The sequence below is a fragment of the Streptomyces zhihengii genome (assembly GCF_016919245.1).
GTDB lineage: Bacteria > Actinomycetota > Actinomycetes > Streptomycetales > Streptomycetaceae > Streptomyces > Streptomyces zhihengii.
This window is the reverse complement of sequence record NZ_JAFEJA010000001.1, coordinates 1,514,064-1,539,763: the sequence shown is the minus strand read 5'-3', so window position 1 is coordinate 1,539,763 and position 25,700 is coordinate 1,514,064. Positions and strand designations below refer to the sequence as shown.

Below are 25,700 nucleotides of genomic sequence, written 5' to 3'. Positions count from 1 at the left end.
CGCCGTCCCGCGCGGACGGCGGCCGGCAGCCCCCGCACCCCGTGACGCGGACCAACGAAGGGGAAGAGATGTCACAGTCGCCCGCCCTCCCGCCCGGGAGCCCGCCGCCCCCGAGCGGCCCCCCGGGGCCCGGCCGCCCCGAGGACGCCGAGCTGCGCCGGTCGGTCCTCGACCTGATCGGCCCGGTGCGCAAGATGCGCGAGGAGCTGGAACGCCTGCGGGGCAGGGTCGCCCGCCAGGAGGAGCGCATCGCCCGGCAGGACGAGCAGCTCGACCTGATGCGCCAGGCGCTCCAGCGGGTGCGCCAGGACACCACCACGGAGAAGGACGCGGCCCACCACGAGACCGCCGCCTGGTACACCGACGTGCGCCGCAGGATCGACGACCTCGCGGGGAGCGCCGCGCGGGCGGCGTACGGGGACCGGGCCGCGCCCGAGCGCCACGAGGCGCACGCCCGGATCACGACGGCCCTGTGCCGGCTGGCCTTCGCCGCCCAGCCGTCGTCGCCCGCGGACTGGCGGCGGGCGGCCGAGGGCGTCACGGGCGACCCGGACGCCCTGCCCGACGTGGGCCGGGCGTGGCAGGAGGTGTCCGCCCTGCGGTTCCGGATCGGCCGGCTCGGCGGTGTGCACCGGTGGGACTTCGAGGTCCCGGCGGGCCGGCCGTACGACCCGGAGGCGTACGACCTGTGGCACAAGTCCGACCCCGGTCTGCCGGTGAGCCACGCCGTCGCCCCGGCGTACCAGGTCGCCGGGCGGGCCGTGCACGTACGGGCGTGGGTGCACACCGCGCGGGGCTGAGGAGCGGGGCGGGGCCGGGACGGGAAGGGGAGAAGCGGGGATGCAGCAGGGCACGGTGCTGGGCGGCCGTTACACGCTCGGGCGCCTCCTGGGCAACGGCGGCATGGGCGAGGTGCGGGAGGCGGCCGACGGGCTGACCGGCGCCACCGTCGCGGTGAAGACCATGCTGCCCCGGGTCGACGACGCGGAGGGCGCCCGGCGCTTCGCCCGCGAGATGGAGGCGATGCAACGGGCCAACAGCCGCTATGTGGTGGGCCTGCTGGACTCGGGCACCCACGGGGACACCGCGTACCTGGTCATGGAGTACGTCGACGGCCGCAGCCTCGACCGGCTGCTCGCCGACGGGCGCTCCTGGTCGGTGCCCGAGACCGTCCTGATGCTGTGGCAGCTCGCCAAGGGGCTGGCCCACGCCCACCGGCACGACATCCTCCACCGGGACGTCAAACCGGGGAACATCATGGTGGTGGCCGAGAAGGAGGCCAAGCTCTGCGACTTCGGGATCGCGAAGCTCCTGGGCGACCACAGCGCCACCGACCTCACCGGGGCGGGCGTCGTGGGCACCCCCGCCTATCTCGCCCCCGAGCGCTGGGCGCCCGGCGCCGTGGACACCACCCTCAGCGACATGTACGCACTGGGCTGCGTCGCCTACGAACTGCTCGCCGGACAGCATGTGTTCGCGCGTGAACGGTCCCAGGGCGACCTGCGGGAGCTGCACGCGCAGGCGAGGCCGCGCCCGCTGCACACCCTGCGGAGCGATCTCCCGCACGCGCTCCAGCGGCTGGTGGAGGCGCTGCTCGCCAAGCATCCGGAGGACCGCCCCTCGGCCGACTTCACGGCCGCCGTGCTGGAGGTGCCGCCGCTGCGCGCCCTCGGCGAGTCGGCGGCCGCGGCGCGGATGCGCGAGTACGCCGCCGAGAGCGACCGGCAGGCGGCGGCGGCCGACGGCCTGCGCAGGTCGGGCAGCCTGGAGGAGGCGCGGCGGGAGTACCGCACCATCGTGCGGCGGCGCACCCTGCTCCAGGGCCCGGACGACGACAGCACCCTGCGGGCCCGGCAGGCGATGGCCGACTGCCTGTGGGCCATGAACGACGCCGAGGGGTCGATCCGGCTGTGCCGCGAGATCGCCGCCGACTGGGCCCGCACCTTCGGCGACACGGGCGCGGACGCGATCGCCACGCTCCAGGCGCTGGCCTTCCGGCTCGGGGTGAACGGGCGGCACGCCGAGGCGCTGGAGTACCTGGAGCGGATCGCCCGCGCGCGGGCCGAGACCCGGGGCGACTCCCCGGTCACCTTCACCGCCGAGCACCACTGGGCGGACTGCCTGCTCAAGTGCGGCCGTGCCGCCGAGGCCGCGACGGTGCTGCGGCGGGTGGTCACCGGCCGCGCGCAGGTGCTCGGCGCGGACGACGCCGAGACCGTCCGCAGCGCCCTGCTGCTCTCCGAGGCGCTGCTGGCGTGCGGGGAGCCGGCCGAGGCGCTGGAGCTGCTGCGTCAGCTCGCCGCGCGCGGCCCGGGGAGCCCGGTGCACACCGAGGCCGGCCCGCAGGGGCTGCGCGAGCGGATCGAGGCGGCCGAACGCGCGGGCCGCGGGCGGGGGTTCTTCCGCCGCCGGGGCGTCTGAGCCGGGCGGGCGCCCGCCGGCGGCCCGGTGACCGCGTCCGCCGGTCCGGGCCGCGTCACCCGGATCCGGGGCGGGCGCCCGCCCCGGATCCGGGTGATCGCACCCGCGCATAGGTCTGGACCAATCCGCCGACGACTGGCAGCCTGTCACCACACCTGCCCGTCGCCCGCGGAGGACCGACCGTGCAACGTCCCCCCACACCGGCCGTGTTGGCCTGCACCGCCCTCTTCCTCCTCGCCGCCTGCGGTGGCGAGGACAAGGACACCGATCCCCCCACCACGCCCGCCGGCCTCAGCGCCCAGGCCGGCAGCGCCACCTCCGTCCACGTCATGTGGGACCACTCCACCGACGACACCGCCGTCACCGGCTACGAGGTCTACGAGCAGGGCAAGCGGGTGAAGACCCTCCCCGGCGCCAAGCACATGACCGACGTCGAGGGCCTCACCCCGAAGACCGCGTACCGCTTCACCGTCCGGGCCCGGGACGCCGCGGGCAACCTGTCCGCACCGAGCGCCGCCGTCGCCGTGACCACCCCCGAGGCCGCGCCCGACGACCGCACGGCCCCCACCGCGCCGCTCCGGCCGCGCGGCACCGTGGACGGCAGCCGCGCCGTCACGCTCACCTGGGGCGCGTCCCGGGACGACACCGCGGTCACCGCGTACGACATCTACCAGGAGGACGCCCGCGTCCACAGCGTCCCCGGCGGCGAGACCACGGCCAAGGTCACCAACCTGCGCCCCGGCACCGTCTACACCTTCACCGTGCGGGCCCGGGACGCCTCCGAGAACTCCTCCCCGGACAGCCCCGCCGTCGACCTGACCACGGCCCCGGCCCCCGGCGACGGACCGGGCACCGCACCGGCCGGTCTGGAGGCGACGGCGGCCGAGGGGCGCATCGACCTCTCCTGGACCCCGCCCGACACCGGAGCGCCGGTCAAGGAGCACCAGCTCTTCCTCAACGGGAAGATGGCGACGACCATCGTGTGGGGAGCCCAGCCGGCCGGCCCCCGCGTCTCGTACACGATGACGGTCACCGACCCCCCGGGCACCCGGTACAGCATCAAGCTCCGCGCCCGCCTCCCCGACGGCACCTGGGGCGACTTCTCGGCCCAGCGCACGGTGGTGGTCCCCGGCTGACACCCGCCCGCCGCCCCCGCCGGCCACCTCCCGTCACCCCCGCCGGCCGCTCCGGAGGCCCTCGGCGGGGGCGGGGGGAACAATCCGGTGGAGCGCCCGGTTGCAGCGATCATGACGACAGAGCCCGAGGTCCTGCACTACACCGCCTTCTCCGCCGACCCCGCCGGCGGCAACCGAGCCGGCGTGGTGCTGGACGCGGCGGGGCTCGACGACGACGCCATGCTCGCCGTCGCCGCCCGCCTCGGCTACAGCGAGTCCGCCTTCCTCACCGACCCGCCCGAGGACCTCGGCGGCACGCCCGGGCGCGCCTTCACGCTCCGCTTCTTCAGCCCGAAGGCGGAGGTCCCGTTCTGCGGTCACGCCACCGTGGCGGCGTCCGTCGCGCTCGCCGAACGCATCGGCCCCGGCGACCTGTTGTTCGCCACGCCCGCCGGCACGGTGCCGGTGAGCGTGACCGAGGACGACGGCGTGCTGCGGGCCACGCTCACCACCGTCGAGCCGCACACCGAGCAGATCGGTGACGCCGACCTCGCCGAGGCGCTCGCCGCCCTCGACTGGCCCGCGGGCGACCTCGACCCGACCCTGCCGCCGCGCATCGCCTTCGCGGGCGCCCGCCATCTCGTGCTCGGGGCGGCCACCAGGGAGCGGCTGGCGGACCTCTCCTACGACTTCGCCCGCCTCGAAGCGCTGATGCACCGGCTGGAGCTGACCACCGTGCAACTGGTGTGGCGGGAGTCCCGCACCGTCTTCCACGTCCGCGACCCGTTCCCGGTGGGCGGCGTCGTGGAGGATCCGGCGACGGGCGCGGCGGCCGGTGCCTTCGGCGCCTACGCGCGGGAGTTCGGCCTCGTCCCCGCGTCGTCCGTGCTCACCCTGCACCAGGGCGCCGACATGGGGCGGCCTGGTGTGCTGACGGTGGAGCTGCGCGAGGGCGACGCCCGGGTCCGCGTCAGCGGCACCGGCACCCGGATCGCCTGAGCCGCGCCGAGCCTCCGCACCCCACGACCCCACGACCCCGCGACCCCGCGACCCCGCGACTCCGCGCTGCGGTGTAAGGCCGCGGGGGCGCGGGATCGCGCGGGGCGGCCACGCCGGCCGCCCCGCGCCGCCCTCGGGACGCGGGGTCAGGACGCGGGCGCCCCGTACACGCCCATCTCGTACAGCGAGTACCCCCAGGTCGTCTTCCGCCGGATGCCCTGCATCCGCACATGGGTCACCGGCTCGCCGGCCGTCAGGCGCACCACGTCCGTCCCGCAGTTCCCGGGGCGCTGGGTGGACACCGTCGTCCAGTCGGTGCCGTTCACCGAGGTCTGCACCGCGTACTCGGCCGCGCACGCCCCTTCCCAGGCGAGGGTCACCGCGGCGACCCGGGCCGGTTCGGCGAGGGCGATCTGCACCCATGCGGCGTCCGTGTAGTCGGAGGCCCAACGGGTGCCCATCTGGCCGTCGTTGACGTGCCGGGCGGCCAGCCGGTCGAGGTTCTGCTCCACCCCGGAGGCGCTCGCGGTGCCCTTCACCGCCAGGTTCCGCCCGCCGCCGGCGGCGTCCCACAGCCGCAGCCGGACATCGGCCTGGACGAGGAAGACGTCGAGGACGCCGTCGCCCACCTTGGGCTGCACGCTTCCCCAGGTGTTGCGCGCCGGCACGATCCGGACGTCCCGCGCCCGCCGCTGGAGGTCGTGCGACACGGCCAGCAGTTCGTCCGCGCGTGCCGCGTCCCCCTCCAGCCGGGCGTCGAGCGCGTCCAGCATCCGCACCGCCGCCTCGCCCCAGAGCGCGGTCGCGTCGAGCCAGGGCGCGGCGTCGGTGGTGAAGCCGGCCTCGACCCGGCCGCCGCGCACCACTTCGGGCGCCCGGCGGATCGCCTCCGCGTAGGCGCGCAGTTCCGTGACCGCCGCGGCCCGGTCGCCGGTGTCCCACTGCGACCAGAAGCGTTCCACCCGCGCCGCGAGCGCGGGCGCCTGCGGCTGCCACGGGGTCGCGCCGAAGGTCGGCGCCAGGTGCTGGAGGTCGCCGAAGACCAGCAGCGCCTCGGTGGCGCTCCGGTCGCCGCCGGCCAGATGGGCCATGGCGCGGCGCAGATTGGCCGCCGGGTCGTAGGCGGTGTCGTTCCAGGTGAAGTCGGCGACCCCGAAGACCGCGACCTTGGAGGCGTAGGGCTGGTTCATCGGGTTCGCCACGATGCCCGACAGATGCCGGGACAGGCCCGCCTCGCGCTGGGCGTAGGGGGCGAGCAGCAGCCGGCCGCTGGTGTTGCCGAAGTCGTTGACCGGGTAGTTGTCCCAGACGAACACCTTCCGCCCGAAGAGCGCGGACGCCCGGTCCGCCTCGTCCACGGTGATCTTCGGCGGCACGACGTCGGTGCCGGTCCACATCATCACCACGGCCGGGTCCAGGCCGGCCCGCAGGGTCTGCTTGTAGGCGGTGTCGGTCAGGTCCCCGTACTCGGTGGGGACGGTCTGGAGCGGCGCGGTGCCCGGGTGGCTGGCGACGAAGTCGCGCTGGACGTCGTTGAGCAGGTCGACCTGCGCCCGGGCGGCCGCCGCCCGGCCGGGGGCGCCGTACGCGCTCTGGTCGCCCGGGCAGTTCCACCGGGTGTAGCTGATGTCGTCCAGCGGGACGGAGAAGGCGCGGGTGCCCAGGTCGTACAGGGCCTGGAGCTTGGCCTTCAGGGCCGTGCGGTCGGCCGGGTCGGAGTAGCAGACCGACTCGCCGGGCGAGACGGCGAAGGTGAACCGCACATGGTTGTCGGTGGCCCGCCGCACGAGTTCGCCCAGTTCGGCGAGCTTGTCGGCCGGGTAGGGCTCACGCCACTTGCCGCGGTGGTAGGGGTCGTCCTTGGGCGCGTAGATGTAGGTGTTCGCCTTGACGTCGCCGTAGAAGTCCATCTGGTCCAGGCGTTCGGCGTGTGTCCAGGGCGCCCCGTAGAAGCCCTCGATGGTGCCGCGCAGGGGCATGTCGGGGTGGTCGGAGACGGCGGCTCCGGCGACCCGCCACTCGCGGTCCGGTCCGGGAGCCCGGGGTGTGGCCGCCGGCCGCCGGTCGTCGCCGTCCGCGGGCACGAAGAGCTGGCGCAGCGTCTGGACGGCGTAGAACTGGCCCGCCGCGTCGTGCCCGGCCAGGGTGATCCGCCGGTCGCGCCCGCCCTCGACCCGCACGGCGTACCCCTCGGCGGTGTCGGGGACGGCGGTGCCGGCGAGGGCGCCGGCGATGTCGGGCCGGCCGGCCGGGCCCAGGCGCACGGTGAGCAGGCCGCGGGCGGCGGCCGGTACGGCGCCGGGGGCGACGACGTCCACCCGGTCGGCGCCGTGGGAGCGCAGTTCGGTGACGAGCCGTGTGCGGGCGGCGGTGTCGGTGTCCCCGTCGGCCACCACCAGGACCCGGCCGGTGACCACCGCGTCGCCGCCGGAGCGGGCGATCGACTGGGGAGTGGGCGTCACCGGTGGCAGTGGAGCGGGGGCGGCCTCGGCGGTGGGGGAGTGGGTCAGCAGCCCCATGGCAAGCGCGCTTGCGAGAGCGAAGTGGACTCCGAGGGCAGCTCTGCGGTTCCTCATCAGACCTCCAGAGTGGTCTAGACCACGCAACTGCTCTCCAAGCTACCGCTGTCGCGGGTACGCCTCAAGGGTCGTGCGCGGGCCGGAGTCGATCGATCCCTTCGCTCCGCTTGGCGCAAGCGAACGCGAGCAGGGCGGGGCGCCCGGTGCGGGGTGGAGGCGCCGGGGGGCCGCGAGGGGCGGTTTCGACCCTCTCGGGCGGAGGTGGGGGAGTCCATGGATGCTTCGTCGTGAACGCTTGGACTTTGCGGCCCGTGCCGTCGGGGCGCGGGCACGACTGACCTGTGCGGTAAAGGAGTTGACCCGGCAATTCGTGTAACAGGCTTGCGTGTGAACGGTGTTGCTCGTGTGAGGTCGGTTCCTTGTTGTATTCGTGGTGTGACTAGTATTCACGCGTCGTAGTTCTGCACGGATCTGATCAGCCGTCAGGCTGACCCTCCTCAAGGAGATCGCTCTGCGCACGCGCGCGTCACGGCGGACCGGCACGACGTCCATGTCGTTGCGGACAGCCCTGCTGGTCCTGGCCTTCGTCCCCGGCATCGCGCTGGTCGCCCTGTGGGCCGTCACCAGCGGACAGACCTTCCTCGACTTCCAACGGCAGGCAGCCCAGGGGCAGTTGGCCGAGAAGGCGGGGCAGCCGTCCAACCTCGTGTACTACAACCTCCAGGAGGAGCGGAGGCTCAGTGCCGAGGTCCTCGCCCGGCAGCGCGGCGCCGCGGAGGCGCTCGCCGAGCAGCGCGAGAAGACCGACGAGGCCGTCGAGACCTTCCGGTCCGCCTCCGACGTCTCGGCCGACGACGCGCCCGCCGAGGTCCTGGACGCGGTGGCCGAGGCCCGGGAGGCCATCGGGCAGCTCGCTGCCCAGCGCTCCCTGGTGGACGGCGGCGACAGCGACCAGCAGGAGGCGGTCTACCGCTACTACACCGACCTGATCGCCGTGGACCTCCGGCTGTTCACCGCCCTCAGCCATGTCGACAACGGCAGGATCACCACCCTCTCCCAGCCCCTCGTCGACCTGTTCTGGGCCAAGGAGATGATCTCCCGCACCGACGCGCTGCTCGCCCGCGGCTGGGGCACGGGGAAGCTCGGCGCCGAGGACCTCCAGGAGGTCCGGCAGTCCGTCTCCGCCCAGTCCTTCGTGCACGGCACCAAGGTCGTGCCCTTCCTGCCCGACGACGAACGGGCCATGTGGCAGGAGATCACCGGCAGCCCGGCGTGGAAGACGAAGACGCAGGTGGAGGCCACCGTGCTGCGTCCCGCCGCCGCCGGACGCGACGGCCGGGTCACGCTCTCGGCCGACCGCGGGACCTGGCGCGCCGCGATGGACGCGCTCACCCCCGAGCTGGAGAAGCTGCTCGAACACCGCACCGCGCTCGTCGTCGAGAACGGCAAGAACAGTGTCATCTCGCTGCTCCTCGAGATGGTCCTCACCACCGTCGTCGGCCTGCTCGCCGTCATCGCCGTCATCTGGACCACCTGGCGGCTGACCCGCAGCCTCCGCCGGCGCATCAGCAGCCTCCAGGCGCAGGCCGAGGCGCTGGAGAAGGCGCTCCCCGACGTCGTCGAACGCCTCGCCAAGGGCGAGCGCATCGACGTCGAGGCCGAGGCCCGCGCCATCGAGGACAGCGGCACGGACGCGTCGTCCGACGAACTGGCCCAGCTCGGCAAGTCCCTCAACCTCGCCCGTACCAGTGCCCTGACGGCCGCCGTCAGACAGGCCGACCAGCACCGCGGCTTCGAGCGCCTCCTCCAGCGGATCGCCCGCCGCACCCAGCAGCTCATCGGCCAGCAGCTCAAGAGGCTCGACGAACTGGAGCGCCGCCACGAGGACCCCGAGGTGCTCGACGGACTCTTCGACCTCGACCACCTCACCGCCCGGCTGCGGCGCTACGAGGAGAACCTCGTCATCCTCGCGGGCGGCACCCCGCACCGGCGCTGGCGCAAGCCGGTCGCCCTGCTCGACGTGATGCGCTCCGCCCAGGGCGAGGTGCAGGACTACCAGCGCGTCGTGCTCGACCTCGACGGCAGCCCCTGGCTCGCGGCGCGCGCCGTCGGCCCCGTCTCCCATGTGCTGGCCGAGCTGATCGAGAACGCGCTCAGCTTCTCGCGCCCGCCCAGCCCGGTGGAGGTCAGGGCGGCCGGCGTCAGCCGCGGCCTGGCCATCGAGGTGGAGGACCGCGGCCTCGGCATGGAGGAGGCCCAGCTCGCCGAGGCCAACGAACTGATGCTCCGCCCGCCCCGGCTCGACCTCCTCGCCCACTCCGACGACATCCGCCTCGGCCTCCAGGTGATCGCCCGGCTCGCCTCGCAGTACGGGCTGCGCGTCGAGTTCCGTTCCTCGGCGTACGGCGGGACCCGCGTCGTCGTGCTCGTCCCGCACGAGCTCACCGTCGGCGGCCCGGAGCAGGAGCAGGCGCCCCTCGCGGCCGTCCCCGCGCAGCCCGCCGCGCCCGCCGCGCCGGCCGAGCCCGGCGCGCTGCCCAGCCGGGTGCAGGGCAGGGCACTGGCCGAGGTCACGGCACTCGGCGGCGCCCACGCGCGCACCGGTGACGGTGCGGACCGGCCCTTCGACGCCTTCGCCGCGGCGGACCAGCCGCCCGCCCCGTACTCCGGCGGCCGCGCCCCCGGGGCGGGCGCCCAGGCGGGCGCGACGCAGGACCCCGCGCCGTACCCGGCGGGAGCCGAGCCCCACCCGGCGGATCCGCAGGCTCCCCTCGCGGCCCCCGGCTCCCTTCCCGCGGCCGACCCCGCGCAGCTCTACCCGCCCGGTCCGCAGGAGGCCCCCGGCCCCTGGTCGACCCCCGGCGCCCAGCCCTACGCGGAGTCCGGTGCCCAGGACCCGGGCGCGCTGCCCTACCCGGCCGATGCACCGCAGACGCCCGCCGGGTCCTGGTCGCCTCCCGCGCAGGGCCCCGGCACGGCGCCCTACCCCGCACCCGCGCCGGGCCCCGGCGCCCAGCCCTACGCGGAGTCCGGTGCCCAGGACCCGGGCGCGCTGCCCTACCCGTCCGGCGGTCCGGAGACGCCCGCCGGGACCTACCCGTCCGGCGCGCCGGAGACGTCCGCCGGGTCCTACTCGGCCGTGGGGCACGGGAGCGCCGGGGGTGCGGGCTACGAGCCGCGGCACCCCTACGACCCCGAGGACGACGTCTTCGCCGCCCCGGGCTTCGGGGCCGCGCTTCCCGCGCACGGCTCCGCCGCGGGCGCCCCGCACCCCCCGCTCGGCGACGAGCAGTACATCACCGGTCTCCAGCCCTACACGGACCCGAACTCCCCGGCCTACGCGGGCGGCGGCAACCGGTTCCCGGCGCTGCCTCCCGCAGCGGGCCACGGGCCCGGTGGGGGCGACCCGGCGGCGTACGGCGCCCCCGCGCCGCAGCTCCCCGGGGCCGAGCCCCCGGCGGCCGGCGGCCCGGTGGCCTTTCCCCGGCCGCGGACCGAACTGCCGCCGCAGACGGCCGGATCGCCCGCGCGCGGAGCCGGTCTCCCCGCCGCCGGGGCCGACGTCCCGCCGGCCGGATCCGAACTCCCGCCGCCCGGCGCCGAACCGCCGCTCCCGCGGCGGGTGCGCCAGGCAAGCCTCGTCGACGAACTGCGCGTCGGCCCGGTGACCCCCCGGCCGGCCACGCCCAAGCCACCGCGGTGGCAGGACGACCCGCTGCTGCGCCCCGTCCCGCGCCGCGCCGGTGCCACGATCGGCGCGTTCCAGCGCCGCTCGCGCGCCGCTCGCGCCACCGACGAGGCGCCCACGGCGGACCGGCCTGAACCCACCGCGCCGCCCGAACCTCCCCATCCCACGAGAGAAGAACGGTCATGACACGCACAACCGCCACCCACCAGGACCTCGACTGGCTGCTCGACGGCCTGGTGGACTCGGTGGCCGAGACCCGGAACGCCGTCCTGCTCTCCGACGACGGCCTGGTGGTGAGCCACTCGCGGAGCATCGACCGCGCCGACGCCGAGCGTCTGGCCGCCATCTGCACCGGCCAGCAGAGCCTCGCCCGGGGCGTCGGCCAGCTCTTCGGCGGCGGTGTGGTGCACCAGGTGATCGTCGAGCTGTCCGACCTGTGGCTCTTCATCATCTCCGCCGGTCAGGGCACCCACCTGGCCGTGGTGGCGTCCCAGGAGGTCGACGCCGAGGTGATGTCCCTGGCGATGCACAACCTCGTCCAGCAGGTCGGCCAGAAGCTCGGCACCCCGGTGCGCGGCGAGTTCGACGCGTTCGGCACCGGGGACGGACCACGCGCGTGAACCCGTACTGGGAGGACGAGGGGTACGCGGAGGACGGCGCGGGCAGCATGGTCCGCCCGTACACCATCACCCGCGGCCGGACCGCTCCCGAGCGGGACGACTTCACGCTGATCACGGTGCTGACGACGCGTGAGGAACCGCTCGACGAGCGCGGGGTGCCGCTGCGCCCCGGCAGGCTCCAGCCCGAGCACCGGGCGATCCTCGCCCGCTGCCGGCGGCCCTCCGCGGTCGCCGAGGTCGCGGCCGGCCTCGACCTCCCGGTCTCGGTGACCAAGATCCTTCTGGCCGATCTCGTCGGCCAGGGCCTTCTCACCGCCCGCGCGCCGCTGACGGTGGCCCGCGCGGCGGGCGGCGCCGACAGGAGCACGCTCGCCGCCGTTCGTGACGGACTCCGGAGACTCTGAAACCACCATGACCAACAGTCAGGCGGCCCCCGCCGCCGTCAAGATCCTCATCGCCGGCGGCTTCGGCGTCGGCAAGACGACCCTGGTCGGCGCGGTCAGCGAGGTCGCACCGCTGCGGACCGAGGAATACCTCACCAAGGCCAGTGTCGGCGTCGACGACCTCGACGGCATCGGGGCCAAGGACACGACGACCGTCGCCCTGGACTTCGGCCGCATCACGGTCAGCGACGAACTCGTCGTCTACCTCTTCGGCACACCGGGCCAGGAACGTTTCTGGTTCATGTGGAACGACCTGGTCAACGGCGCGCTCGGCGGTGTGGTCATCGCCGACACCCGACGTCTGGAGACCTCCTTCGCCTCGATCGACTTCTTCGAGAGCCGCGAGATCCCCTTCGTGGTCGCCATCAACTGCTTCCACGGCCACAACACCCGTACGCCGGAGGAGATCAGGACGGCGCTCGACCTCGACCCGCACGTCCCGCTGCTCGTCGGCGACGTCCGGCTGCGCGACTTCGACCGGGACGTGCTGCTCGCCCTGGTCGACCACCTGATGAGCCTGCCCGTGGCCGGCTGACGCCCCGCTCCTCCCCGTACCCCCCGCAGCCCACCCCTGGAGACACCTGATGGCATCACCCCTGCGCGTCCTGATCCACGGCGGCGGCATCGGCGGCCTCACCCTCGCCACCGCGCTGGCCCGCCGCGGTCACTCGGTCGAGGTCGCCGAGGTCCGCCCCGGACCGGAGGCGCTCGGCGTCGGCATCATCCAGCCGTCCAACGCGCTGCACGTGATGCGTGAGATCGGTGTGCTCGACGCCTGCCTCGCGGCCGGCTTCGAGTGGGAGATCCTGACCATCGCGGACCCGGCGGGCAACCCCCTCGCCCGCATCCCGCAGCCCCGGATGGGCGACGCGCCCTCGAACAACGGCATCCCGCGGCCCGCGCTCGCCCGGGTGCTGGCGGACGCGGCTGTGACGGCCGGCGCGAAGATCCGGTACTCCGCCACCGTCACCGACCTCACGGACGACGGCGACGGCGTCGACGTCACCCTCTCCGACGGCTCGGCCGGCCGCTGGGACCTGGTGGCCGGATTCGACGGGATCGGCTCCCCGCTGCGCACCCGTCTCCACGGCGACCGCTACACCCCCGAGTACACCGGCTTCGCCAACTGGCGGGTCACCGTGCCCCGGCTGCCCGAGGTGGAGGGCGTGGTGATGAGCACGGCGGGGCAGCAGGCGAAGGCGCTCCTCACCCCGATCACCGGTGAACTGATGTACCTGGGCGCCGTGTTCGCCGAGGAGGCGGACTTCCGGCCGGACCCGGAGCGTGCCCACGAGCAATTGGCGGCGCGGCTCGCGATGTTCTCCGGCCCGGTGGCCGAGGCCCTCGCCACCGTGACCGACCCCTCCGGGGTGGTGTACTCGCGGATCTCCCAGGTGACGGTCGACGCGCCCTGGCACGTGGGCCGGGTCGTGCTGGCCGGCGACGCGGCCCACGCCTCCACCCCGCACATCGCGCAGGGCGCGGCGATGGCCGTGGAGGACGCCGTCGTACTGGCCGAGTCCCTCGACGCCGAGCCGGACGTGCCGGCCGCGCTGGTGGCCTGGGAGGCCCGCCGCCGCCCGCGCGCCCTGTGGGTCCAGTCGATGTCCCGGGCCGTGCTGCGCCAGGAGACGGGCTCGCCGACCACACCCGAGGAGGACGAGCTCCTCAAGATCGGCATCCCCGGCGCCGCGCACGTCCTCGCGAAGCCGTACTAGGCGTCACAGCCGTACCAGCCGTACCAGCCGTGCCAGCCGTGCCGGACGTGCGAGCCGTACCGGCCGCATCCGGCGCGCGGGCCGTGTCCGCTGCGGCGGGGCCGGCCGGCCCCGCCGGGCGCGGTGTCACCGCGTGCCGCGCTCGGCGAGGGTGTGGGCGACCAGGGCGTTGGCATGGCCGTGGCCCAGGCCGTGGTCGGTCTTGAGCCAGGCGACCAGTTCCATGTGCCGGGTGAGCGGCGAGGAGCGGATGAGCTCCTGCCAGTGGGCGACCGGGTGGCCGTACTTCTTCTCGATGGAGGGGAAGTAGCTCGCGGGGCCCTTCACGGGTGCGGTCATGGCGTGGTGTGTCCCTTCGGTGCGCGAAGTGCCCGGCGTTCCGGGTGCGTCGCAGGGGAGACGCCCGTCGCGGCGCGGAGTCATCGCCCGTCCGGTGTGAGCCGCGTCACCCGGATCCGGTGACCGTGCGTCCGCCGTCCGCGCCGACCCCCGTGGCGGCGCGGACGGCGGTGGCCTCCGGTCCCCTTCCCTCGGGTCCGCAGTGCGTCCGCAGCGCGTCCGCAGTGCTCAGGTGTACTGCGCGGCGAACTCCTCCGTGGGCTCGATCGGTGTGATGACGTCGATCAGCACGCCGTTCGGGTCGCTGACGATGAAGTGGCGCTGCCCGAAGTCCTCGCTGCGCAGGGGGAGTACGGGACGGAGCCCCTCGCGGACCACGAGCCGCTCCCACTCCGCGTCCACGTCCGGCACTTCGAAGTTGAGCAGCAGCCCCTGGACGGGGGTGCGGTGGCCCTCGGGGATCGTCGGGTGGGTGTGGTCGAGGAGGGCGAGCTCGCCGCCCGCGTCGCCGGGCTGGCGCAGGCTGATGTACCAGTCGGCCTCGAAGGTGATCCCGAAGCCGAGCAGCCGGGTGTAGAAGTCCCGCGACGGGGCGAGGGCGGCGGTGCCGATCACCGGGTAGAAGCTGGTCGTTCTCATGGCGGTCCCTTTCGCATACCATCGGTATGTCAACAACGGTATTCACGTACCACCGGTATGTCAATGAAGGGGTTCCCCATGCGGCAGGACGGCGTCCGCGCCCGGCAGCGCGAGCAGACCCGGCAGGCCCTGCTCGGGGAGGGGCGGCGCCTCTTCTCCGAACGCGGCTACGCCGATGTGGGCCTCGCCGAGATCGTCGCCGCCGCCGGCGTGACCAAGGGCGCCCTCTACCACCACTTCGAGGGCAAGACCGAGCTCTTCCGGGCCGTGCTGGAGGAGGCCCAGCAGGAGGTCGCCCGGCGGGTCGAGACGGCGGCGGGCGCGCACGACGACCTCTGGGACCAACTGCTGGCCGGCTGCCAGGAGTTCCTCACCGCCGCCACCGACCCCGGGGTGCAGCGCGTGATGCTCGTCGACGGTCCCGCCGTTCTCGGCTGGAGCACCTGGCGGGCCCTGGACGAGGCCGCCTCCGCGCGCCATCTGGCCGAGGCGCTCACCGCGCTCGTCGACGCGGGCGTCATCCCCCGGCAGCCGGTGGCCCCGCTGGCCCACCTGCTCTCCGGCGCGATGAACGAGGCCGCCCTCTGGCTCGCCACCACCGCCGGCCCCGACGACCTCGCCCCCACCCGCGCCGCGCTGGAGCGGCTCCTCGGCGCCCTGCGCGCCTGAGGGGCCCGCCCCGGCGGTAGCCTCGGCGCGGTGGAGTGGACCGAGGACGACTACGTCGCGTACCTCGCCGGTGAACGGCGGCGCTACGCCTGGGTGATGCGCACCTATGGCGGGCTGACGGCGTCCCGTGCCGGGGCCGAGGCGATGGCCTGGTACCCGTACGAGCCGCCCGGCACGCCCTTCCGGGGGCTGGTGTTCCACGACGAGGCCTGGCACTGGGCGATGCGCGTCCTCCACGGCGACGACTACACCCGCACCCACCCCGACCTGGCCGGACCTCCCCCGGCCTACGAGGCGCTCGGCTGACCCCGCCCGCACCCGCGCCCCGCTGTCGGTGGTGCCCTCTACGCTCCCGATCATGAGCGGACGGCAGACGGACACCGAGGTGCTCGCGGCACAGGACGCGCGCCGGCGGGCGTGTGCGGAGCGGGGCGACCTGCCCGGGGTGGCCCGGGCGGTGATGGACGCCGCCTGCCGCAACGGCTCCCTCACCGGGCCCGGGGCGCAGGCCATGGACTGGCTGCGCGGGCTGCCGGACGGCGACCGGATGGAGCTGGCCCGCATCTGGGCGCGCTGGCACACCGATCCGGAGCCCGAGCGGGAGGGCGACATCGCCCTGCGGGACGTCTCCTACTTCCGCGCGGAGCTGCTCGTCGTGGCCTCGGGTGTCGCCCGGGGGCTCGACCCCGCCCTCCTCGCCGACGCCCGCCGGGCGAGACTCGCCTGGATCGCGGGGGAGTACGCCCTCCAGGGGCACCGCGAGTGGGAGCTCGCCGACGCCGAGATCGCGGCGGGGCGGCCGCCCGGTCCCGCCGTGCTCGCCGCCTTCCGGCGCACCGCGCTCGACCAGCCCGGTGAGCCCGCCCTGCGCGAGACGCTCGCCCGCTTCCCCGGCCCCGTGCTCAACCCCGGGGAGCCGTGGGCCGATCAGGCGCTCGACGACGCGGCGCGCGCCGGCCGGCCCCTGGAGCGGCTGCTCGCCCATCGCGCCTCCCCCTCCGCCGCGGGCCCGTCCGCGGCCTGGCTGCGCACCGCGCGGGATCTGCTGGCGGCCGCGGGCCCCGAGCAGGTCCGCCGGTACGTCCCGCGCTGGTTCGACCTGGTGGGCCGGGAGCGGAGCGTGCCGCTGGCGGGCGGGTACGGCAGCCACGACTGCGACCCGTACAACGCCCAGGCGCTGCGTGCCCAGGCGTGGTTCCTGTCGCTGCTCCCGCCCTCCGAGGAGACCTGCGACGTCCTCGCCGGGCTGGTCCGGACGGTCCATCTGGGGCTGCCCGCCCTCACCCGCCGTCCGGCCGGGGTCGCCGAGGCCGCCGTCACCGCCCTGTCCCGCACGGGCGGGGACGCCGCCCGCCGCGAACTGGACGACCTGCGCCGCAGGATCGCCGACCGGCATCTACGCCGCCGCATCGACCACGCCCTGGCCGCCACCGCCTGACCGCCCGGCCCCGCCTGACCGCCCGGCCCCGCCCGGCCCCCGGCCGACGGGCCACCGCCTGACCGCCCCGCCCGCGGCCACCGCCCGCCCCTCGCCCGACCACCCCCGACCCCGCCCCGCCCGACGCGCCTCCGCCCCCGCGCCGCCGGTCCGGACGGCGCGCGCACGGGAACGGAGGGCGGCAAACCCTCGCGTGTTACTCGTTGGTAAGCAATGATGGCGGGGAATCTTCCATGCGGCCCGGGCGGAGTCAGCGGTGACGACTTTCGAGGAACAGACCACGGTGCACGTCTTCCGGGACGACGCGCTCGGCGAGCACGACGCCGTCGGTCTCGCCGAGGCGATCCGGCGGGGCGAGGTCTCCGCCGCCGAGGCGGCCAGGGCCGCGGCGGCACGGGTCCGGGACGCGGACGCGCTGCTCCACGCCGTCCAGACGCACGTCGACGCCCCCGCGCCCGCACCGGCCGCCGGTGGCGCCTTCGCCGGAGTGCCGACCTTCGTCAAGGACAACACCGACTACGCCGGGCTCCCCACCGGTCACGGCAGTGCCGCCTTCACCCCGCGTGCCGCGCGCCGGCACGCCCCGTTCACCCGCCAGTTCCTGAGCACTGGTGTGACGGTGCTGGGCAAGACCCGGCTGCCCGAGTTCGGTTTCAGCCCCACCACGGAGTACGAGGGCGCCGAGCCCGTGCGCAACCCGTGGCACACCGGCCACTCGGCGGGCGGCTCGTCGGGCGGCAGCGCGGCACTCGTCGCCGCCGGGGCCGTCCCCTTCGCGCACGCCAACGACGGCGGCGGATCGATCCGCATCCCCGCCGCCTGCTGCGGCCTCGTCGGGCTGAAGCCCACCCGGGGGCGGGTCGTGCCGAACGCCCAGGGCCGCCAACTGCCGCTCGACATCGTCTCGGACGGCATCGTGAGCCGCACCGTGCGCGACAGCGCCGCGTTCCTCGCGGCGGCCGAGGCGCACTGGCGCAACCCGAAGCTGCCGCCCGTCGGCCCCCCGGCCGAGGGCCCCTCGGGCCGCCGGCTGCGCATCGGTCTGCTGCTGGACTCGCCGGGCGGCGTCACCACCGACGGCCCGACCCGCGAGGCCGTCACCGCGACCGCGACCGTGCTCGAAGGGCTCGGTCACACGGTGCAGCCGGTGGAGCTGGCGATGGACCCGCGCTTCACCGAGGACTTCCTCACCTACTGGGGCCTGCTGTCGTTCCTGCTGGGCGTCACGGGCCGCACGCTCGGCTCCGACTTCGACCGTCACCGGATGGACGGGCTCAGCCGGGGACTGCGCGAGACGTACACCGCGAAGTGGCGGACCACCCCGGGCGTCGTCCGCCGGCTCCGGCGCACCCGGGTGGCCTACGCGGCGGCCTTCCGCGGACTGGACCTCGTCCTGTCCCCGGTGCTCGCCCACACCACGCCCCCGCTCGGCCACCTGAGCCCGGCCGTCCCCTACGAGACGCTGCTCGAACGGATCCTCGCCTACGTCGCCTTCACCCCGGTGAACAACGTGGTCGGCACCCCGTCCCTCTCCCTGCCCGCCCCCACCGCGACGCCGGACGGCCTGCCCGTCGGCGTCATGTTCTCCGCCCGCCCCGGCCACGAACGCACCCTGCTCGACGTCGCCTTCGCCCTGGAGGCGGACCGCCCGTTCCGCCGCCCGACGGACGTGCCGCCGCTCCGCCCCTGACCCCGGCGGGGGCTACCGCCGCCCGGTGAGCGAGCCGAGCCGGGCGAGCAGCGCGCTCAGCCCCGAGGACGCCTCGGGAAGCGAGTCGGCCGCGGTGTGCAGCTCCACGGCTCCGTCCGGACGGACGAGCGCGGTCACCACCGCGTCCTGCTCGCCCAGCCGGCGGGACGACTGCCCCGGCGTGCCGCCGCAGTCGGCGAAGAGCGTCACGACGAGGTCCCCGAACGCCTCGTCCGGGTAGCGGGGGAGCACCAGACTCGTCGGGCGGCCGTACTCGACCTCGAAAGCGGTCGACAGCAGACCGCCGCCGACATAGGGCGCCGTGAAGTTCAGCACGCCCTGCACCCGGTCGCCGGCCCGGGTCGCCGCGGCCACCGGCCGGCCCGCGGTGTCGACCGGCACGACGGTCAGCACGTATCCGGCGCACCACGACTCCGGTTTCAGCATGGTGATCCAGCCCCGCACGGAGTCCAGCCGTCCGGCGGCGGGCACCACGGGCCAGCGGGGCGGGGTGAACGCCACCTCGGCGCGCCAGTCCACGGCCGCGGAGCGCGGGTCCCGGGTCACGACGGTGATGTCGCCCCGCCCGCCCGGGGGTCCCAGCACCGCCGACCGCGGCGCCTGGCCGTCGGTGGGGCGCAGGGCGACGGTGGTCCGGTCCACGAGCCGGCTGCCGACCACCACCACGGTCGCCGACACCGTCTGCTGCGGGTCGATCCACCGGATGTCCGCGGCGCCGCGTCCCGCCAGCAGGCTGCCGAGAGCGGCTTCCAGCACCTGGGTGTCGACCCCGGGGAACCAGTTGTCCGGATCCGCCGTCGGGACCGACGCGGTGGCCCGGACCACGCCCGCCAGGGCCCGGACGGTACCCGTCTCCAGCGCCGACACCCAGTCCAGCACCGCCGGTTCGGACAGCTCGACGGCGATCGTGGCGGAGCCCGCCAGCGGTGACACGGTGACCGACGGCGGCTCCGTGGCGACCCCCGCGGGCAGCTGCAGTACGACGTCGAGACCGCTCAGCGGCGCCGGCAGCAGCGCGAACGCCGACGCGGGGTCGACGAACGCCAGGGCCGGCGCCTGCCCTTCCAGAAGGTTCCGCAGGTCCCCCGGGAGAAGGGACGGCACCGCAGGGCCCCGCGGGGTGCCGTGGACGCTGACGGAGAGCACGGCCGTCCCGCCGCTGACGGCGACCCCGCCGCCGGGGCGGACCTCCCGGCGCACCGTCAGGGTGAAGTCGGTGAGCACGGGCGCGGTGGGCGCGAACCAGACGATGTCCGCGGTGACGTCCGGGCACACGGTGACCTCGGGCGTCACACCGTCGATCACCAGCGGGCCGACGCGGTCGTAGAGGGGCATGCAGGAGCGCTGCGGGATCTCCTGCGACGTCCACTTCGGGACCACGGTGGCGTCGAGGCCGTCCGGACGCGGCAGGCCGTCCGGGCCGTCGAGGCGCGTGCCGGCCGGGTAGGCGCCGAGCCTGTCGAGCGCCTGGGGGGCGAGTATGCGTTCGGGCATGGCTGCTCCGGTACGGGACGAGGAGGTCAGGGGCCTGCGCCGGGCACCGCCGCGAACGGCCGGTACACCGCGTGCAGTTCGGTGCCCCGCACGGAGAGCACCAGCGTGTCGCCGCGCTCCAGCGCCGCCGCCGCGGCCCCCAGCCGGGGGCTGCGCACGGTCAGTTCGCGGGTGTGCCGCCCGTCGGTCACCCGCACGCCGACGACGGCGCCGCCGCGCCGGCGCACCCCGGTGATCCGGCCCGTGACCCGCAGCGGCGGGCCGCCGCCGGACCGTCCGCCGGCCTCCCGGACGGAGCGCCCGGCCGCCGCGACCACGGTCGCGCGGGTTCGGCGGGCGAAGGCCGTGCCGTCCGCGTCGACGCCGATCACGTCGACGGGCACGTCCAGGACCGTGCGGCCGTCCCCGGGCACGGCGACGACGGTGCCGAGCGCCGGCACGGCCACCTCGGCGGCGTCCTCCGCGCCGGTGGCGCGCCGGAGCTGCCCGAGCCGTGAGGCGCGTGCCCGGACGACCAGCGGCCGGCCGGACTCGGCGGCGGCCGGTCGTCCGGGCGCGGCGTCCAGCCGGCCGCGCGGGACGGACAGCTGCCGCAGCAGGGCGCCCGGGCCGGCGCCGACGCGCAGCAGCCGCTTCCCCGGGGCCACCTCCGGGACGGCGACGGTGAGTTCCGTCCCGCCGCCCACCCAGGCGTCGACCGCAGGCGCGGTGGCGGGAGCGGGGAGCGACGCCTTCACCGTCCAGGACCCGGGCGTGGCACCGGCGTCGTCGACGACCAGTTCCACCGCCTCCCCGCGCCGCACCGTCCGCACGTCCCGGTCCCCGTCGCCGTCCGCTCCCGGTGCGGCGGCGGGCCGCCCGGGCCGCAGGACGGCGATGTCACGGGTGCCCGGGGGGAGCGTCAGCACCAGGGTCCGGTCGGCGCCGACGACGCCGAAGCGCAGCGTCATCGCCGTGCCGTCGAGGGACGGCCGCCCGAGCACGATCCGCTGGAGACCCGCCGCTTCCCGCGCCGTGCCGGCGAGCGCGGCGGCGAGGCCGGCCGGACCGTCCGCCAGGTGGTAGGCGAAGCGGGGGTGCGGGCCCAGCGCCGCCGCGGCGTCGGCCAGCGGTCCGGCTCCGGCGGCGACGAGATGGACGTCCGTCAGACCCGCCAGCGACCGCAGCGCGTCCGCCGCCGCCGGGGTGACCGGGGCGCCGTCCGGCAGCCCCAGCACCACCGCGGCGTCCCGGGCCCGTTCCGGGAGACGGCGGCGCAGGGCCTCGGCCGCCTCCGCGAGGCCCGGCACGGCGGGGAGCACCGTGCACCCGTTGCCGGTCGCGTCCAGGGCGACGGCCGCCCCGCGCAGGGCCTCTTCCGCGGCCGGGGCATCGCCGCCGCCGGGGTCCGCCTCGCCGCCGGCCCACCAGGCCGCCTCGTCCGGGGCGCGCGCGTCACCGTCACCGGCCCTGTCACCGGCGCCGGCGGTGGCCACGGCGGTGACGACACCGGTCGGGGTGACGGCGCGGTCGACGTCCGCGTTGGTGACGACCAGGGCACAGTCCTGCCGGGGGGTGTCGTACGCGCCGGTCAGCGCGTCGGTGGTGACGGACAGCGCGGTGACGGAGATCACCAGGGACTGCGCCGTACCCGGCGGGAGGAAGACGCACTGCAGGTTGTCGGTGCCCTCGCCCCGCGGACCGGCCGCCCCGGCCAGGGCGGCGTCGTCCGCCGTCCAGCCGCCGCGGAACCGGTCCGCGACGCCCCGCCACGTCCGCGAGCCGTCCGTCACCCGCAGCGCCAGCCGGTTGACCACGGGGTTCGACGCCGCCGTCCCGGTGCCCACCGCACCCGGCGGATCCGTCCACGCGAGGGTGACCTTGACCGGGCGCCGGGGATCCGCCACCCGCACCGGCCACTGCCGGGTGTCCCCGGGCCCCACGAGCAGGTCGGCCTGGTCGAGGGCGAGCCGGGCCACCTCCGGGTCGAGCAGCTCCCGCAGCGACAGCCTGCCCCAGCCCTGGAGCTGGTTCGGGACCGGGCCGCCCGAGGCGATGGGCTCCGCGCCGTTGACGACCAGGGCCCGCAGCATCGCCGGCGACGGGTTCCGCCCGGCGTGCCAGCGGCGCCACCACTGCGCCAGCAGCGCGCAGACCCCGGCGGTCTTCGGGCTCGCCCCCGACGACCCGCCGCCCCAGGCGATCATGGGGCTGACGTAGTCGAGCTGGCCGGGAGCCGTGTCGAAGTTCGCCGACGACGTCCACTCCCCGGGGGCGACCACATGCGGCCGGATCCGCCCGTCCGCGCAGTTGCCCTGGCTGGACGGACCGTCGCCGGTGTACACCTCGCGGATGTCGTCGGCCGCGGCCTGCCCGTCGAAGGGCCGGTGGTTCTCGGAGTTGCCGGTGACGATGACGTTCTTCGCCGCCTTCGGACGGGTCAGCCCGTTCGCCCCGCCGTTGCCGGAGGAGAAGCACAGCGTGAGCGGCGCCGCCGGGCCGCCGCCTCCGCGGGCGTCGCGGGCCAGCGCGTCGTAGAGCGCCTCCTCGGAGCCGTAGTCCATCGGGTGGGCGTAGCCCCGCCCCCACGAGTTGTTCTGGATGGCCGCGTCCCCGCCCGCCTCGGCGACGGTCTGCCCGCACACCTCGCTCGCGGCGCGGTCGCGGTCCTGGGACAGCAGCCGCGCCGCGGGCGCGGTGCCGAGACCGTAGACGAAGCCGTCCCGGTCGCGTTCGGGACGGTAGGCGCCCGCCGCGTGACCGGCGACCATGGTGCCGTGCCAGTCCCTGCGGCCCGCGGCGAGATCCCTGATGCGCCCGGCGAACGCCGGATGGTCCACGTCGACCCCGGCGTCGACGATGCCGATCACCGCGCCCGCGCCGTCCACCTGGTGGTCCGCCAGCCAGCGGTCGTAGGAGCCGGACGGACGGCCGGCGGTGTCGAGCCGGCCGGCGATCACCAGCCCCGCGACCTCGTCCTCCGGCACGGCCGCCGCGAACGACTCCACCGACAGCACGTGCGGCAGCGCCAGCAGCGCCCCGAGCCCCTGCTCGTCCACGCGCACCCGCACCCGGGTCCGCTGCCCGTCGAGGACGTCGTTGCCCGCACCGGGCAGCAGCTCCACCCCGGACACGTCCCCCAGCGCCCGCGTGAGCGCCTGCCGCTCCCCGTCCGTCGCCGCGAGGACCACCACCGCCGTCTCGCCCGCCTCCGCCAGGGTCCGCGGTGCGGGCTTCAGCGCCGGGGTCAGCTCCGTGACCGTCCGGACGGCGCTGTCGCCCTCGCTGGTGCGCACGGCACCGGCCAGCCGGGCGAGGTCACCGCGGCGGCCGCGCACCAGATAGCTGTTCTCCGGCTGGTAGGCGAGGATCCGGATCCCCTGCCGGCCCAGCTCGGCGAGCCAGCGCGGGTCCGGCGGCGCCACGAACTCGACGTAGGCGCCGGTGTCGGCCTCGTCCTCGGAGTCCGGCCGGCCGGCCGCCTCCCGGATCGAGCGCTCGGCCTCCGCGCGGGCCGACGGGCCCGCGCCGGGGTCCGGCAGACGCAGACCGGGCTCGGGAAGGGCCGTGCCCGCCCGCCCGGCGGCGGGCGACTCCACCACGGCGGCGCCGTTCGCGTAGACATGGCGGACACGTCCCGCGGGCCGGGCGCCGGCCGCGTCCGCGGGCACCAGGAAGGCACTGGGCATGACGTCCTCCGGGTCGGGGGGGCCGGGCCCGGTGCCCCCGGGCCCGGCGGGTGCATCACACGGTCAGCGCGATGCGGATGGTCTCGGCGTAGTCGCCGCTCGCGTCGAGCCGGATCTCCACGTCGCGGCTCTCCTTCTCGAAGGCGCTCCAGTCCTCGGTCGGGCTGAGGCGCACCTGCCGCGAGGCGCCGTCGGCCGTCCGCACCCACAGGGAGGTGTCGCCCGCGCCGTACTCCACACCGACCGTCCAGCCGCAGATCACCTCACCCGGGCGGGAGGCTCCCGCGTAGCCGTTCGGCCGGGCCGGGCGGTCGCTCTCCGCCACGGCCGCGGCGGCCGGGCGCCGCCGGGACTCGCCGCCGGCCCGCCTCCTGGCCTCCGGACGGGCGAGCGCGACGGGCCTGCGCCGGGGCGCGGACTCCGCCACGGCCCGGGGCGGTGTCAGGTCGGTGACCAGCGGCCTGCCCTGCCCGCGCACCAGGTCGGCCACATCCCCCGATTCCGGCAACTGGTCCTGGCTGGTGACCAGTTGCACATCACCGGAGGCGGTGTCGACCAGGATGAACACCGCGGTGTCGGTCGGCGGGATCACCTTCTCGGCCGCCCGCCGCAGCTTGCCGCCGATCTGGCCGAAGGCGCTGAACCTGGCCGTCCCCTGCCGCCCGTCCAGGTCCAGCGGGTAGGCGAACGTCACCGGCGACGCCGGATCCAGACGCGCCGAGTCGCGCAGCGGCGCGGCCAGATGCGGACCCTCGTAGCTGACGTTGAGCACGAGGAAGTCCTCCACCGGCGTCGCCGGGTTCATCACGATCCTGCCGTTCTCGACGACGAACAGCCAGAGCTCCGTGCGGCCCACCGACGCCGACGACTTGATCACCATCTGGTTGCCGCCCTCGCGCACGGTCGCCTTCTGCGCGGACGTCACCACGGGCCACTTGGGCGCCTCGTAGTTGAGCTTGGTGACGCAGTCCACGACCACGTCGCCCGGGTTCATGCTCACCACGGTGAAGCGCTCGTTGCCGCCCTCCTTGCCGAACACCGGGGCCGTCGGCGACCGGCCCTCGCTCCAGTTCATCGACACCGAGGCGCTGGCCAGTTCGGCGTCCGCGTCGACCAGCACCACGGAGTCGAACGCCTGCTGCGCCGGGACCTCGGTCAGGCACGCCGGGTCCAGTCCGGAGAACAGCGCGGCGAGCGAGATGTCCATCGACTGGGTGAGCCAGGTCGTGCCGCGGAACTCGATCCGCTGCGTCAGGTCGATCGAGTCGGACGCGTGCTTCCACTTCAGGGCGAAGCCCGCACCGCCGAAGAAGCCGCCGCCGCCCTCCTCGGCCTGCGCCGGGGCCACCTGCGGCATGGGGGCGAAGATCTGCTCGAACAGCATCTTCTGCGCCTGCTGGGAGAAGGTCTTCACCATCTCCTGGCGCAGCGCCTCCAGGTCCGGGGGCAGGCCCTGCCCGAGGAACACGACCTCCACGTCCCCGTTGCGGGTCATCTCGTCCCAGGCGGCCTCCAGCTTCGCGCTGCCGCCGTAGAAGAAGTTGTTGTAGCTGACGTCGAGCGCCGAGGAGAGGTGGTCGAACACCCGGTTGCCGTGCACCCGCACCTCGGCGCCCACGTCCGGCATGCGCCGCAGGTACTCGTAGCCGATGGTGATGTCGCCGTTGATGTTCTTGCCGGTGCGGATGCCCTGGGCCCACTCCAGCGCGCCGACCTCGGTGAGGTTGGCCATGAAGGACAGCGAGCCGCCCGGTGTGCCGACGTCCCGTTCGTTGTGGGCCTGGTCCGACGCGCCGGCCATCGTCGGCAGGTTGAGCAGGGCCTTGCCCTTCTGCGTGGTCAGCGGCAGGAACCTGACCTGGGCGGGGTCGGCCACTCCTTGCTGGGCGACGAGCGCCTTGGCCTGGTCGACGGTGGCCCCGTCCATCATCGGCGTGGTGTTGATGCCGATGGTCGCGGCGCCCCCGGTGATCTTGACGCTGCCGTCGGGCTGCTGGGTCGTGTACGTGGTCACCGCGACGCCGGGCTTGCCCCGCTCGTCCAGCATGACCCGGGGCTGCCGGGCGACGTAGAGGACCACGTTCGACTGGTCGCAGTTGAAGAGGTTGTAGTTGCCGGCCGTGCCGAGGGCGCCGGACAGGCTGACCGGCACGCTCTCGGTGAGAAACGTTCCCATGATGCTTCGTCTCCTCTGCTGCTTCGTCTCCTCGCCGGATGGC

19 protein-coding genes are annotated in these 25,700 nt (G+C 75.4%); 13 read left to right on the top strand and 6 right to left on the bottom strand.

Annotated features, from left to right (window positions below):
- The first annotated feature begins 68 nt into the window (after nucleotides 1-68).
- The 4 genes from JE024_RS06510 to JE024_RS06495 all read left to right on the top strand — a co-directional run bounded on the left by JE024_RS06510 (nucleotide 69) and on the right by JE024_RS06495 (nucleotide 4,535).
- Nucleotides 69-800, top strand: coding sequence for a hypothetical protein (locus JE024_RS06510; protein WP_205372680.1), 732 nt, complete (start codon nucleotides 69-71; stop codon nucleotides 798-800).
- 40 nt (nucleotides 801-840) lie between these two features.
- On the top strand, nucleotides 841-2,421 hold the full coding sequence (locus JE024_RS06505; RefSeq protein WP_205372679.1) for a serine/threonine-protein kinase: 1,581 nt from the start codon (nucleotides 841-843) through the stop codon (nucleotides 2,419-2,421).
- A 182-nt stretch (nucleotides 2,422-2,603) separates the two neighbouring features.
- Nucleotides 2,604-3,557, top strand: a complete 954-nt coding sequence (locus JE024_RS06500) for a fibronectin type III domain-containing protein (protein WP_244882626.1) — start codon at nucleotides 2,604-2,606, stop codon at nucleotides 3,555-3,557.
- 111 nt (nucleotides 3,558-3,668) lie between these two features.
- Nucleotides 3,669-4,535, top strand: a complete 867-nt coding sequence (locus tag JE024_RS06495; protein WP_205372678.1) for a PhzF family phenazine biosynthesis protein — start codon at nucleotides 3,669-3,671, stop codon at nucleotides 4,533-4,535.
- Between the two features lie 146 nt (nucleotides 4,536-4,681).
- Here JE024_RS06495 and JE024_RS06490 read toward each other — a convergent pair whose 3' ends face one another.
- A complete protein-coding gene (locus JE024_RS06490; protein WP_244882623.1) occupies nucleotides 4,682-7,054 on the bottom strand; it encodes a glycoside hydrolase family 84 protein in 2,373 nt (790 codons plus the stop codon).
- Between the two features lie 550 nt (nucleotides 7,055-7,604).
- Between JE024_RS06490 and JE024_RS06485 the strand changes: the two genes are divergently transcribed.
- The 5 genes from JE024_RS06485 to JE024_RS06465 are packed head-to-tail and all read left to right on the top strand — an operon-like array spanning nucleotide 7,605 to nucleotide 13,523.
- A complete protein-coding gene (locus tag JE024_RS06485) occupies nucleotides 7,605-10,928 on the top strand; it encodes a sensor histidine kinase (protein ID WP_244882621.1) in 3,324 nt (1,107 codons plus the stop codon).
- Nucleotides 10,925-11,362, top strand: a complete 438-nt coding sequence (locus JE024_RS06480) for a roadblock/LC7 domain-containing protein (RefSeq protein ID WP_147986222.1) — start codon at nucleotides 10,925-10,927, stop codon at nucleotides 11,360-11,362. Before JE024_RS06485 ends, JE024_RS06480 begins: the two co-directional genes overlap by 4 nt.
- Nucleotides 11,363-11,409: 47 nt before the next feature.
- Nucleotides 11,410-11,766: a DUF742 domain-containing protein gene (locus JE024_RS06475; RefSeq protein ID WP_205376404.1), complete on the top strand. Its 357-nt coding sequence runs from the start codon at nucleotides 11,410-11,412 to the stop codon at nucleotides 11,764-11,766.
- Nucleotides 11,767-11,773: 7 nt separating this feature from the next.
- The gene (locus tag JE024_RS06470) at nucleotides 11,774-12,340 is read left to right on the top strand and encodes a GTP-binding protein (RefSeq protein WP_205372676.1); all 567 of its coding nucleotides are present in this window, start codon (nucleotides 11,774-11,776) and stop codon (nucleotides 12,338-12,340) included.
- A 49-nt stretch (nucleotides 12,341-12,389) separates the two neighbouring features.
- Complete coding sequence (locus JE024_RS06465) at nucleotides 12,390-13,523, top strand: FAD-dependent monooxygenase (protein WP_205372675.1); 1,134 nt, start codon at nucleotides 12,390-12,392, stop codon at nucleotides 13,521-13,523.
- Nucleotides 13,524-13,649: 126 nt separating this feature from the next.
- On the opposite strand, the gene JE024_RS06460 is transcribed toward JE024_RS06465, so the two are convergent.
- Nucleotides 13,650-13,862: a DUF4287 domain-containing protein gene (locus tag JE024_RS06460; protein WP_205372674.1), complete on the bottom strand. Its 213-nt coding sequence runs from the start codon at nucleotides 13,860-13,862 to the stop codon at nucleotides 13,650-13,652.
- A gap of 228 nt (nucleotides 13,863-14,090) precedes the next feature.
- Nucleotides 14,091-14,501: a VOC family protein gene (locus JE024_RS06455; RefSeq protein WP_205372673.1), complete on the bottom strand. Its 411-nt coding sequence runs from the start codon at nucleotides 14,499-14,501 to the stop codon at nucleotides 14,091-14,093.
- A gap of 78 nt (nucleotides 14,502-14,579) precedes the next feature.
- Here JE024_RS06455 and JE024_RS06450 point away from each other — a divergent pair, with 78 nt between their 5' ends.
- The 4 genes from JE024_RS06450 to JE024_RS06435 all read left to right on the top strand — a co-directional run bounded on the left by JE024_RS06450 (nucleotide 14,580) and on the right by JE024_RS06435 (nucleotide 18,298).
- Nucleotides 14,580-15,170, top strand: a complete 591-nt coding sequence (locus JE024_RS06450) for a TetR/AcrR family transcriptional regulator (RefSeq protein ID WP_205372672.1) — start codon at nucleotides 14,580-14,582, stop codon at nucleotides 15,168-15,170.
- Nucleotides 15,171-15,200: 30 nt separating this feature from the next.
- Nucleotides 15,201-15,476 (top strand): hypothetical protein, encoded by a 276-nt coding sequence (locus tag JE024_RS06445; protein WP_205372671.1) that lies wholly within the window; start codon nucleotides 15,201-15,203, stop codon nucleotides 15,474-15,476.
- A gap of 52 nt (nucleotides 15,477-15,528) precedes the next feature.
- Nucleotides 15,529-16,608 carry a hypothetical protein gene (locus JE024_RS06440; protein ID WP_205372670.1) on the top strand — a complete coding sequence of 360 codons (1,080 nt, stop codon included), beginning with the start codon at nucleotides 15,529-15,531 and terminating at the stop codon, nucleotides 16,606-16,608.
- 256 nt (nucleotides 16,609-16,864) lie between these two features.
- A complete protein-coding gene (locus tag JE024_RS06435) occupies nucleotides 16,865-18,298 on the top strand; it encodes an amidase (RefSeq protein ID WP_205372669.1) in 1,434 nt (477 codons plus the stop codon).
- Between the two features lie 12 nt (nucleotides 18,299-18,310).
- Here JE024_RS06435 and JE024_RS06430 read toward each other — a convergent pair whose 3' ends face one another.
- From JE024_RS06430 to JE024_RS06420, 3 genes are read right to left on the bottom strand one after another with little or no spacing between them, the layout of a single operon-like run.
- A complete protein-coding gene (locus JE024_RS06430; RefSeq protein ID WP_205372668.1) occupies nucleotides 18,311-19,813 on the bottom strand; it encodes a hypothetical protein in 1,503 nt (500 codons plus the stop codon).
- 26 nt (nucleotides 19,814-19,839) lie between these two features.
- Nucleotides 19,840-23,481: a S8 family serine peptidase gene (locus tag JE024_RS06425; protein ID WP_205372667.1), complete on the bottom strand. Its 3,642-nt coding sequence runs from the start codon at nucleotides 23,479-23,481 to the stop codon at nucleotides 19,840-19,842.
- A gap of 55 nt (nucleotides 23,482-23,536) precedes the next feature.
- Nucleotides 23,537-25,657 carry a hypothetical protein gene (locus JE024_RS06420; RefSeq protein WP_205372666.1) on the bottom strand — a complete coding sequence of 707 codons (2,121 nt, stop codon included), beginning with the start codon at nucleotides 25,655-25,657 and terminating at the stop codon, nucleotides 23,537-23,539.
- Nucleotides 25,658-25,700: the final 43 nt, after the last annotated feature.